11 protein-coding genes are annotated in these 11,696 nt (G+C 62.2%); 5 read left to right on the top strand and 6 right to left on the bottom strand.

Going from position 1 to position 11,696, the window contains the following annotated elements; genetic code table 11:
- Positions 1 to 42: 42 nt before the first annotated feature.
- The 4 genes from ACOJSI_RS14145 to ACOJSI_RS14130 form a co-directional block, all read right to left on the bottom strand.
- On the bottom strand, positions 43 to 3,177 hold the full coding sequence (locus ACOJSI_RS14145) for an efflux RND transporter permease subunit (protein ID WP_420138939.1): 3,135 nt from the start codon (positions 3,175 to 3,177) through the stop codon (positions 43 to 45).
- A 13-nt stretch (positions 3,178 to 3,190) separates the two neighbouring features.
- On the bottom strand, positions 3,191 to 4,357 hold the full coding sequence (locus tag ACOJSI_RS14140; protein WP_420138938.1) for an efflux RND transporter periplasmic adaptor subunit: 1,167 nt from the start codon (positions 4,355 to 4,357) through the stop codon (positions 3,191 to 3,193).
- A 95-nt stretch (positions 4,358 to 4,452) separates the two neighbouring features.
- Positions 4,453 to 5,370 carry a 50S ribosomal protein L11 methyltransferase gene (locus ACOJSI_RS14135; protein WP_420138937.1) on the bottom strand — a complete coding sequence of 306 codons (918 nt, stop codon included), beginning with the start codon at positions 5,368 to 5,370 and terminating at the stop codon, positions 4,453 to 4,455.
- A complete protein-coding gene (locus ACOJSI_RS14130; RefSeq protein WP_420138936.1) occupies positions 5,360 to 6,070 on the bottom strand; it encodes an SDR family NAD(P)-dependent oxidoreductase in 711 nt (236 codons plus the stop codon). The genes ACOJSI_RS14135 and ACOJSI_RS14130 overlap by 11 nt, the downstream gene beginning before the upstream one ends.
- A 138-nt stretch (positions 6,071 to 6,208) precedes the next feature.
- On the opposite strand from ACOJSI_RS14130, the gene sdhC reads away from it, so the two are divergent.
- The 4 genes from sdhC to ACOJSI_RS14110 are packed head-to-tail and all read left to right on the top strand — an operon-like array spanning position 6,209 to position 9,557.
- Positions 6,209 to 6,628 (top strand): succinate dehydrogenase, cytochrome b556 subunit, encoded by a 420-nt coding sequence (gene sdhC / locus ACOJSI_RS14125; RefSeq protein WP_420138935.1) that lies wholly within the window; start codon positions 6,209 to 6,211, stop codon positions 6,626 to 6,628.
- Positions 6,628 to 7,014, top strand: coding sequence for a succinate dehydrogenase, hydrophobic membrane anchor protein (gene sdhD, locus ACOJSI_RS14120; protein WP_420138934.1), 387 nt, complete (start codon positions 6,628 to 6,630; stop codon positions 7,012 to 7,014). Before sdhC ends, sdhD begins: the two co-directional genes overlap by 1 nt.
- Positions 7,014 to 8,801: a succinate dehydrogenase flavoprotein subunit gene (sdhA, locus tag ACOJSI_RS14115; protein ID WP_420138933.1), complete on the top strand. Its 1,788-nt coding sequence runs from the start codon at positions 7,014 to 7,016 to the stop codon at positions 8,799 to 8,801. Before sdhD ends, sdhA begins: the two co-directional genes overlap by 1 nt.
- Positions 8,802 to 8,819: 18 nt before the next feature.
- Positions 8,820 to 9,557: an NTP transferase domain-containing protein gene (locus ACOJSI_RS14110; RefSeq protein ID WP_420138932.1), complete on the top strand. Its 738-nt coding sequence runs from the start codon at positions 8,820 to 8,822 to the stop codon at positions 9,555 to 9,557.
- A gap of 107 nt (positions 9,558 to 9,664) precedes the next feature.
- On the opposite strand, the gene ACOJSI_RS14105 is transcribed toward ACOJSI_RS14110, so the two are convergent.
- Entirely contained in the window at positions 9,665 to 10,105 is a 441-nt protein-coding gene (locus ACOJSI_RS14105) for an HIT family protein (RefSeq protein WP_420138931.1), read from the bottom strand.
- Positions 10,102 to 11,208: a CDP-alcohol phosphatidyltransferase family protein gene (locus ACOJSI_RS14100; protein WP_420138930.1), complete on the bottom strand. Its 1,107-nt coding sequence runs from the start codon at positions 11,206 to 11,208 to the stop codon at positions 10,102 to 10,104. The genes ACOJSI_RS14105 and ACOJSI_RS14100 overlap by 4 nt, the downstream gene beginning before the upstream one ends.
- A 141-nt stretch (positions 11,209 to 11,349) precedes the next feature.
- Between ACOJSI_RS14100 and ACOJSI_RS14095 the strand changes: the two genes are divergently transcribed.
- On the top strand, positions 11,350 to 11,696 hold a 347-nt coding region (locus tag ACOJSI_RS14095), incomplete at its 3' end, for a 2Fe-2S iron-sulfur cluster-binding protein (RefSeq protein ID WP_420138929.1).

The following is an 11,696-nucleotide window of genomic DNA, read 5'->3' as shown; positions in this document are numbered from 1 at the left end:
TGGCAGCATGTCTCTCAGACAATCGCCATCAGCCCGGAAGGTTCACTCCGCCGGTTGCGGAAGGGCCGGGGGCATCGCATTTTCGCCCCCGTTGGTGAGCGCACCACCCAGCTTGCGACCCATCCACTTCTCGATGCCGTCGGCCAGGCTGAACCCTGCCGGCACGATCAGCAGCGTCAGCAGGGTCGACAGGATCAGGCCGCCGATGACAGTCACGGCCATCGGCTGATTGAACGATCCGTCGGTACCCAGCGACAAGGCGGTTGGCATCATGCCCGCGACCATCGCCACGGTCGTCATCACGATCGGCTGTGCGCGCTTGTGGCCGGCGTCCACGACAGCTTCCAGCAGCGGGCGGCCCATCCGCATCTCCTCGATCGCAAAGTCGATCAACAGGATCGAATTCTTCGCGACGATGCCGAACAGCATCAGCAGCCCGATGAACACCGGCAGCGACATCGGCATGCCCGCGATCAGCAGGGCAATCAGGCCGCCGAGCGGCGCCAGCAGCAGCGACGTCATGTTGACGAAAGGCGGCACGACCCGGCGGTAGAGAAGCACCAGCACCGCGAACACGAGGAGGATGCCCGCGACAACCGCGATCATGAAGTTGAGCATCATCTCTTCTTGCCACTTGGCGTCGCCGGCCGCGGCATAGTGCACGCCGAGCGGGAGATTCTTCATGGCAGGCAAGGCCATGATCTTGGCCCGCTCGTCGCCACTTACCGCACCGGGTGCGAGATCCGCGCTGATGATGATGCGGCGTTCCTGGTTGAAGCGCTCGATCTGCGATGGGCCTGCGCCGAATCCGATATCAGCCACGACGCTGAGTGGCACGCTGCCGCCATTGGCTGTCGGCAGCGGCAGGTTGGCGATCGTCGATAGATTGCGGCGGCTATCCTCATTCAGCATGACCCGGATCGGGACCTGGCGGTCGTTCAGCGAGAATTTGGCGGCGTTCTGGTCGATGTCGCCAATCGTCGCGATGCGGATGGCCTGGCTCAGCGCCTGCGTTGTCACGCCGAGATCAGCCGCGACGCCGAAGCGCGGCTTAATGGTGATTTCAGGGCGCGCGAGATCGCCCTCGATCCGCGGCGTGCGAATGCCCGGCAACTTCTTCATCTGCTCGATGACACCAAGCGCGGCATTGGTCAGTTGGACGGGATCGTCACCCGCCAGTTGGATTTGAATATCGCGGCCACCATTGCCACCCTGAGTTTCGAAATTGACGCGAGCGTCAGGCACCTTCTGAAGTAGCGGCGATACGGCGCGCTCAAACTCTGTTGACTTGCGCTTTCGGTCGTCCCGCAAAGTAACGACGACATAGGCGCTGCCCACGTCGACATAATTGACTACGGTAGCGACATCAGGCTGCTTCTTGACCATCGCCACGACCCGTTCCGATACGTCGCGGGTTTGCTCCAGCGTCGTGCCCGGGGGCATGATCACGTTAATGCGGCTGAGGTCATTGTCCTGCGGCGGCATAAACGTCTTGGGGATCACTACGAACAGCGCGATGGTAAAGATGAAGGCGACGAACCCGACCCCCATCGTCCACCATCGATGATCGCGCGTCCATGCGAAGAGGCGGGATCCGCGCTCCCGTGCCGCCTTTGCCTTGCTGTCATCCAGCGTCCAGCGCAGCACGTCCATATAGCGGTTCATCAAGGCACCTTCGCCGTGCGAGGCCTCTCCATGCGCTTTCAGGAAATAGGCCGAGACCATCGGCGTTATCAGGCGCGCCACCAGCAAGCTGATCAGGACGGCTACCACGACCGTCAGGCCGAAATTCTTGAAGAATTGACCGGCGATGCCCGGCATCAAAGCAACCGGCAGAAAGACTGCCACGATCGAAAAGGTTGTGCCGACTACTGCTAGCCCGATTTCGTCGGCCGCATCGATCGACGCCTGGAAGGCGGTCTTCCCCATGCGCATGTGGCGAACGATATTCTCAATCTCCACGATTGCGTCGTCCACCAAGACGCCGGCCACAAGGCTGAGCGCCAACAGTGTCATGAAATTGAGCGTAAAGCCCAGCAAACTTAGGATCCAGAAGGTCGGGATCGCGGATAATGGGATTGCAAGCGCTGAAATGAGCGTGGCCCGCTTATCGCGCAGGAACAGAAACACGACGATCACCGCCAGTACGGCGCCCTCGATCATCGCATGCAGGGCTCCCTTGTAATTTTCCTTCGTATCCTTGGTACTGTTGTAGCGGAGCACGAAGTGGATCTTGGGATTTTCCTTTTCCAGCTGCGCCAGGGCTTTGACCGTCTCGTCATAAATGGTGACATCAGATGCGCCGCGGGCGCGTTGGATGCCAAAGCTCACCACCGATTTGCCGTTCATGATCGCTAGGCTGCGACGCTCTCCATAGGCATCGCGCACAGTTGCGATATCGGCGAGGCGCACGGAGCGACCCTGTCCCAATTGAATCTGGGTTTGCCCCAGCGTGTAGGCGTCCTGCGCATTGCCGAGCACGCGTACCGATTGTTCGATACCGGCGATCTCTGCACGGCCGCCGGCTGCGTTCATGTTGATTGACCGCAGCTGCGCATTGATGAGGCTGGCGGTGACACCCTGCGCCTGCATTTTCGCGGGATCCAGGATCACGCGGATTTCACGCTCGACGCCACCGCGCGTTTCCACACCCTGCATGCCGGGAATAGCCAGCAAACGCCTGGAGACGATGTTTTTTACATACCAGGAGAGCTGCTCCATGGTCATATCGGTGGCTTCGACCGACCAGTTGGCGATCGCGCCGCCGTTCACCTTGGCGCGGATGATCTGCGGCTCGAGAATGCCCTCCGGCAATTCGCCTCGGATCTGAGAGATCGCGTCGCGAACGTCGGTCGTCGCGCGGTCGACCGGCGTCTCGAGCGTGAACTGAACGAAAGTCTGCGAAGAACCTTCCTGAATTGTCGAGTTGATTTCCTCAACGCCTTCCAGGCTCCGCACCGCAGCCTCGACACGTTGCGTGACCTGCGTTTCCAACTCCGTCGGCGCCGCACCGGGCTGACTGATGTAGACGACCACGCCCGGAAAGGTGATTTCCGGATTTTGGTTAACATCCATTCGCATGAACGAAAGGATGCCGGCCAGCGTCAGGGCGACGAACAGCACGATTGGCGGTACCGGATTGCGGATCGCCCAGGCTGAGATGTTGCGAAAGTTCATCGCTCGTGCCTTCTCAACGCGGGGATGGCTGCAGATCCGGTTTCACCCTGTCGCCCGGGTTCAGGAAGGCGCCGGCGGATGCAACCACCCGCTCCGTGCCCGACAGGCCCGAGACGATGGTGACGCCACGCTCGTCGACATCGCCGACCTTCACGTCACGGCGCACGACCTTGTTGCCACCGCCGATCAGGTAGACATAATTCCCCTTGGCATCGCTCAGCACCGCCGACTCGGGCAGTAGCGGCAGATCCCCGCGGCCGGCACCGATTTGCGCGGAAGCAAAGCCGCCTGGGCGCAGGGCCTCATTATAGGGCAGCTCAATTCTCACGGTTCCCTGGCGGGTCTGCGGATCGATTACCGGCGAGATCTGCCACACCGTGCCGGGGATCTTCAGGGTTGTGCCGACCGGCGTGACCGTGGCTGGCGATCCGACGCGAATGCGTGCCAGATCGTCTTCAGCCAGTCGTGCCTGCAGCTCCATCTTGCCGTTAGCGGCTACGCGGAACAGGGCTTGCGAGCCGGCACCGACCACTTGCCCGGCCTCGACATTGCGCGTCAGCACCAGCCCGGCCGTGGGCGATCGGATGTCGAGCCGCCCAATCAGAGCCTGCTGTTGACGCAACTGAGCCTGGGCCACAGCAACCCGTGCATTGGCACCGTCCAGCGCCGCCTGCTTCGTGTCGACATCCGCTTTCGACACGAAGCCGCGCGAAACGAGCGCCTTCGCGCGATCCAGATTGGCCTTTGCGAGCAGGGCGTCGGCACGCGATTGATTGATCGATGCGGCAAGCGAGGCGGCCTGTTGCACCTGCACGGACCGGTCGATTGTTGCCAATACCTGGCCGGCAGCCACCCAGGTGCCCTGTTCCACCAATACCGATCGTACCGTGCCGCCTTCGCCAGCCACGCCGACGGGCATATCGCGCCGCGCGCCGATATTGCCGACGGCGGGGATCTGGGCGGTGACTTCGTGGCGCCCCGGTACGATTACGGTGACGTTGGGCGCAGTATCCGTGGCTGCAGCCGGCTTGGCCGGATGCATGATCTTCCATGCGACCGCGAGGACAATGAAGATGACGAGAACGCCGACGATGATCAGGATCCGCTTGCGGCGGTTACGCGCGTCGTCCAGCGCGACATAGCCCGCCGGATCGCTGCTAAAACCCGTCTCCATATTCATCTCGTCGTCCCATCCCAGACGCGTCGGCGCGTTTTCCCCTCACGCGCCGCCGTCCGACTGTATTATCAAGGTACATCACCTCGCTCAAGCACTCTTTATGATGCCTGAACGAGCGTCAGGATCGACCAATCCCCATTATCGATACGGGAGGACGGCGCCATGCCCTGCGAAACATAGGCCGTTAGCACATCCGGTGCTTGGCTTGCCAGCAGCCCCGCCAACACGATGGTGCCATTTTGGCGCAGTGTGGCAATCAGGTCGGGTGCCAATTCGATCAACGGCGCCGCCAGAATGTTGGCGATGATCAGATCATAGGGGCCGCGCGTACGGAGCCGGGGATCGTCCACCCCATCGGCTGCGACAAGCGCAATGGCGTCCGCCGGAATGGCGTTGGCCGCCATATTCTCGGTCGTAACATCGATCGAGACAGGGTCGATGTCGGACGCGGTGACCGTGGCGTTCGGCCAAAGCGCGCGGGCGGCAAAAGCCAGCAGGCCAGACCCGGTGCCGACGTCGATGATATTTTCGAATGTTCTCCCCTCAAGGGCCAGACTGTCGAGCGCCTCTAGGCAGCCTGCCGTGGTCTCGTGGTGCCCTGTTCCAAAGGCGCGTCCCGCTTCAATATGAAAGGCAACGGCGTCGGCCGGTATGGCTTCCGCATGGGCGGCGGTGTGGACGTAAAAGCGGCCCGCGCGGATCGGCTCAAGGAAGCGCTGACTAACGGTTACCCAATCGGCATCTTCGACCCGCTCCACCTTAGGCGCCGTACCTTGCGCACTCGGCACGAGGCCGACGATCGCCTCCAGCAAGGCCGTACTGGGTTTCTCGCCCAGATAGATGTCCAGCTGCCAATCGTCGGGACGGGTGGGGTCCGGCTCGCTCGTCATCAGCACCGCCGGCGGGTCGACCTCCAGCTCGGGCTCGGCGGCGGCCAGCATGTCACTCTCTGCCTTCGTGCAGGGAAGGGTGACCTTCCAGCTTTCCGCGCTCTGGGTTTGCCATTCACCGGACATAGGACGCTCCATTGATGTCGATTACCGCGCCTGTCATCGAAGGTGGTGCATCCAGGGCAAGGAAGCGAACCGCCGCGGCGACTTCGTCCGGCATCGCGACCCGTCCGAGCGGAATGTCGGCGAGCAGAGCGTCGCCGCCGCGGCTTGCCAAATAGTCATCGGCCATGCCGGTCATGGAGAAGCCAGGGCATATCGCGAAGGCAAGAATGTGGTTCTTGGCATAGCCGCGCGCGATCGACTTGGTCATGGCCACCATGCCGGCCTTTGACGCGGCATAATGCCAATGGTCGGGGCTGTCGCCGCGATAGGCGGCGCGGCTTGCCACGTTGACGATGCGGCCGCCACGATCCTGTTCCTGAAAATGAAGAACGGCGAGGCGACTGAGCTCGGCGGCAGCGGTCAGGTTGATCTGGATCGTCCGTTCCCAGCCGTCTCGCCATTGTGCGTCGCTTAGCGTGGTCGGTGTGGCCTCGAAGATGCCGGCATTGTTGATCAGAACATCGATACGCCCGTCCAACTGGTCCAGCGCCCCGTCCCATAGACGACGCGCCGCCCCGGCCTGGGCCAAATCGGCCGCGATGCGATCGGGCCCCGCCGTCGTGGAGTGACCGACGAAGCGGATGTCATCCGAGTCGAATATGGCGGCGATCGCCGCCCCGATACCCCGGCTGGTGCCGGTCGCGAGAATGTGAATGCTCATGCTTGGCGCCTAGCGGCTGGGAGGCGGCAAAGGAATGGCAGGTCACAATATGTACCTTCCATTCCCGCTCGACGTTGCAACGCGGCATGATTGGGCTAAAGGGCTCGGATCATTCTTTCTGGGGACCTAAGCCCGAATATGGCGCGCAATCCCGGGCGGCCTTTGTCGCCGCACCTGACTATCTGGAAATGGGGCCCGCACATGCTGGTCTCGATTCTTCATCGCGCAACCGGCGTGGCCAACGCAATTGGCGGCGGCATCCTGCTCATCTGGTGGCTTCTTGCTCTTGCCGGCGGCCAGGCAAGCTATGCCAAGTTCGTCGATCTGATGACCTCGAACAGCAGCGGCCGGCTCAATCTGATCCCTGCGCTGATCCTGGTGGGTCTCACTTGGACGATCCTGCAGCATCTCTGCTCGGGCGTGCGCCACCTGCTGCTCGACACCGGCGCTGGCTATGAGCTGAAGGCCAACAAAACCGGCGCGGTGGCCACCATGATCATCTCGATTGCGCTCACCCTGCTCATCTGGGGCAGCGTTCTTTTCCTGGGAGCACATTGATGGGCACGGGCACCAGCATCGGCCGGGTGCGCGGCCTGGGCGCAGCCAAGCACGGCTCGCAGCATTGGTGGCGTCAGCGTCTGACCGCGGGCAGCAATCTGTTGCTGGTAACGTGGCTGGTCGTGTCGCTCTTTCGCTTGCCGTTATGGGATTATCGGGCTTTGACCCTGTGGCTGTCCTCCCCTTGGGCGAGCGTGCCGCTGATCCTCGCCGTAATCTCGGTCTTTTACCACCTTCGTCTCGGCCTGCAGGTCGTGATCGAGGATTATCAGCATGATTTCAGCCGCGTCGTGGCGCTGGTCCTGCTCAACTTCTATGCGATCGGCGGCGCTGCGCTGGCGATCTTCGCGATCCTGAAGGTCGCCTTCCAGGGAGCCGTTGCGTAATGCCTGCCGCCTACCAGATCATCGACCATGTCTATGACGCGGTGGTCGTCGGCGCGGGCGGATCGGGCCTGCGCGCGACCATGGGGATCGCCGAAAAGGGCCTGAAGACCGCCTGCATCACCAAGGTGTTCCCGACCCGCAGCCACACCGTGGCGGCGCAGGGCGGCATTGCCGCCTCGCTCGGCAATATGGGGCCGGATCACTGGACCTGGCACATGTACGATACGGTCAAGGGTTCCGACTGGCTCGGCGACCAGGACGCGATCGAATATATGGTGCGCGAGGCGCCGGCCGCGGTCTACGAACTCGAACATGCCGGCGTGCCGTTCAGCCGCACTGAGGCGGGCAAGATCTACCAGCGGCCGTTCGGCGGCATGATGCAGAATATGGGCGCGGGCCCGCCGGCCCAGCGCACCTGCGCCGCCGCCGACCGTACCGGCCACGCCATGCTGCATGCGCTCTATCAGCAGAGCCTGAAGTATGACGCGGATTTCTACATCGAATATTTCGCGCTCGACCTGATCATGGAAGGCGGCGAGAGCAAGGGCGTGATCGCCATGTGCATGGAAGACGGAACGATCCACCGCTTCCGTAGCCATGCGACCGTGCTGGCGACCGGGGGCTATGGCCGCTGCTATTTCTCGGCGACGTCCGCGCACACCTGCACCGGCGACGGCGGCGGCATGGTCCTGCGCGCGGGCCTGCCGATGCAGGACATGGAGTTCGTGCAGTTCCACCCGACCGGCATCTATGGTGCGGGCGTGCTGATCACCGAGGGCGCACGTGGCGAGGGCGGTTACCTCACCAATAGCGAAGGCGAGCGCTTCATGGAGCGCTATGCGCCGTCGGCGAAGGATCTCGCGTCGCGCGACGTCGTGTCACGTTCGATGGCGATGGAGATCCGCGAGGGGCGCGGCGTCGGCGCGAACAAGGACCACATCTACCTGCACCTCGATCACATCGATCCGAAGGTGCTGGCGGAGCGTCTGCCCGGCATTACCGAGACGGGCAAGATCTTCGCCGGCGTCGATCTCACGCGGCAGCCGCTGCCGGTCACGCCGACCGTCCATTACAATATGGGCGGCATCCCCTGTAATTATCATGGCGAAGTCGTCACGCTGAAGGACGGCAACCCGGATACGGTCGTCCCGGGCCTGTTCGCGGTCGGCGAGGCGGCCTGCGTGTCGGTCCATGGCGCGAACCGCCTGGGCTCCAACAGCCTGATCGACCTGGTCGTGTTCGGCCGCGCGACCGGCCACCGCATTTCCGATCTGGTTCAGCCGAATGCCAAGCATGGCAAGGTCGTGGCTGAGGCCGACGAAAAGGCGCTGACCCGCCTCGATCGCTATCGCAACGCCGCCGGTGGATCACCGACGGCAGAAATCCGGCTGGAGATGCAGCGCACCATGCAGTCCGACTGTGCGGTGTTCCGCACGACCGAGACGCTGCGCGAGGGCATGGGCAAGATCGATGCCGTGAACGCCCGCCTGCAGGATATCGGCATCACCGACCGCTCGTTGATCTGGAACACCGACCTGATCGAAACACTGGAACTCGACAATATGCTGCCGCAGGCGGTGGTGACGATGCATTCGGCCGCCAACCGCCACGAAAGCCGCGGCGCGCACATGCACGAGGATTATCCCGAGCGGCACGACGATGAGTGGATGAAGCACACGATCACGTGGTTCGATAAGGGCGCCGTCACGATCGATTACCGTCCCGTGCATGATTATACGCTCACCGACGAGATCGAGTATATTAAGCCGAAGGCGCGCGTTTACTAAGCCTGCCAAGGGGCATCCATGATCATCAAGCGCGCCATCATCCTCGCCGCGGGTCAGGGTTCCCGGCTCGGCCCGATCACGGCCGATCAGCCGAAATGCCTTATCCCGTTCGCGGGGAAGACATTGATCGACTGGCAGATCGACGCGCTGGCCGCGGCGGGTGTGGCGGAAATCGTCGTGGCCACTGGGTTTCGGACCGAGAAGGTGGAGGCCCAGCTTGCGCTACGCACCGACGTGCGCGCCCGGGCGGTCTTCAACCCCTTCTACCATGTCGCCGATAATCTCGGGACCTGCTGGATGATGCGGGCCGAGATGAATGAGGATTTCATTATCATCAACGGCGACACGATCGTGTCCGCCGAGATCGTGAAGCGACTGCTGGACGGCGCCACCGCGCCGATCACCGTGACGATCGACGAGAAAGATGATTACGATTCGGACGATATGAAGGTTCAGCGCGATGGCGATCGGCTGGCGCATATCGGCAAGACGCTGACGCCCGACCAGACCGATGCCGAATCGATCGGCATGCTCGCCTTTCAGGGGGAGGGGCCGAAGCTGTTCAGCGATCAGATCGATGCGATGATGCGGACGGCCGCCGGAACCAAGAACTGGTATCTTAAGGCCATCGATGCACTGGCTCCCACCGGCAAGGTCGGCACCGTTTCGATCAAGGGGCTGGAGTGGCAGGAGGTCGATTTCCCGCCCGATCTGGAAGCCGCGACTGCGTTGACGGAGCGTTGGGCGGCGATTTGAGTTTTCGCTGCTCCGAATGCGATTGAGGGTGACGTCCCTTCGATTGGGTGATGCGCGCCATGCGCACGCTGCACGGATGCTGAAGCAGGTTCAGCGTGACGATAATGTCAGCGCCCGCCGGTCGGCCACCAGCCACGCAGCCAGTCGATCAGCTTCGCATTTTCTTCCGGGCTGAGCGCGCGCGCTTCGCCGAGCGCGGGTGCGCCGGGCCATCCCGCATCGCTTACGTCAATCCCACTAAAACCACGGCCGCCTTCGTAACGGGGGATGATGTGGAAATGGACATGTGGGTCGACCATCATGAGCATCAGATAGTTGATCTTGGCGGGCGCGATCGCCTCCTTCAACACGCCTTCCAAATGCTTCGTGACCGTCGCCAGCTCGGTAAAAGCTTGTGGCTTAAGGTCCGGAAAGGCGGTCGCGTCCGATTTTGCGGCAAGGATCAGCGATCCCAGTGTCGGCTGGGCAGGCCGCAGCAGCACCACCCAATGCGCATATTCCGCGACCATTGTCGCGGGGTAGCCGAATTTCCGAATCGTATCGTTCATGCGGGTTCGTCCAGCCAGCTGGTGATGGGGTGACCCTTTCGGTGCTGCCACTCCGCTTGGCCTAAGCGTACGAAGTGGACCACGCAGCTGATCACCGTCCACCACGCCACGGCATTCAGGCCGATATCCGGGCGGCTGAACAGCAGTGAGACAAACAGGATCACCATGTTGGGATTCCGTCGTGCCGTGATCAGGCGGAATTGCGAATCGAACCGTTCCCAGATGTGGATATGCATCTTGAAGCGTCGGATGAAGATGCCCTCGATCACGCGCTGAATGATGTAGCCGGCCACCATCACGCCCATGACAAAGATGAAATCATCGTGCGACAGCCCTAATCCCCAGGCTGTCAGACCTTCCGCCCACGCCCACCACCAGAAGAGCGGGTGCACCAGATCAATGCCGTGATCGAAGATATTGCCCCAATGGCTTGATGTAATCGTGCAGCGGGCGAGCTTGCCGTCGACCGTATCCAGCACCATGAACACGAAACCGACCGCCATACCGGTCCAATAATAGCCGTACCAGAAGGCGACGGTTGCCAGCACGCAACCCAGCGCGCCGACGGTGGTCACCATATTGGGGCTGATGCCGAGCCGGGCGCAGAGCCGTGTCAGCACCAACGCGATTTCCGGCCACAGATATTTGGTGAGGATATCGGTGACGCCCTTGTAGGCGCCATAATAGCTTTGCCGCTCGATCCCAGATACGGAGGCGGGCGTCAGTCGCTCGAGGAACGGCTTCTCCCGCTTGCGCAGAGCCTGGTTATAGAAATCGGCATGGTCCTCGGCCCGCACGGTCGTCAATTGCGGGACGCCGCCGCTTGCCATCGCCGCCGCCGCTTCCGCCGCGTACGTGAAGGCCATTGCCGGTGCACCATCGACGGTGAGGACCGTTTCCGGTCTATCCAGCATGAAGCCGATCCATTGCGGATCGAAGGCGAAGTCGCTGTTGATCACCAACTCGGGGCCGACGCGTTCGGCGGAAGCCATTGCGAGCCCTGCCTTTGCGGCGATGCGTGCGATCCGCTCACGCGGCGTAAGGCCCCATAATCGGGTATCATTGTGGCCGACGACGCGGACGGTTGGCACGGGGCGGTTCATTCTGTCCCGCTAGAGCGCGCATCCGGACCCCGCAACCTTCACGGCGGAGCGATCTTGCCGCGGCGACAAAATCGGTCTTTGCCGGTTAAGGGCTTTCGCACCTGCACACATGGCTTTATCAGCCGCGGCCAGAGGTAAAAGATGGCCGAATTCGCACTTCCGAAAAATTCCAAGATCACCGGCAAGGCCCGCAAGCATAAGGCTCCGGCCGATGCAAAGCGTGTCAAGAGCTTCAAGGTGTATCGCTACGACCCCGAAGCCGGTGAGAATCCGCGCTACGACACGTACGAGCTGGATCTGGAGCAGACCGGCCCGATGATCCTGGACGCGTTGCTGAAGATCAAGAACGAGGTCGATCCGACACTGACGTTCCGCCGTTCGTGCCGGGAGGGGATTTGCGGCTCCTGCTCGATGAATATCGATGGCCGCAATGGTCTAGCCTGCACGACTGCGATCGAGGATGTTAAGGGCGAAGTTCGGATCACGCC

This window comes from Sphingomonas sp., from assembly GCF_048595155.1.
Lineage (GTDB): Bacteria > Pseudomonadota > Alphaproteobacteria > Sphingomonadales > Sphingomonadaceae > Sphingomonas_I.
The sequence above is the reverse complement of the archived record's forward strand: the minus strand, read 5'-3'. Positions and strand labels throughout refer to the sequence as shown.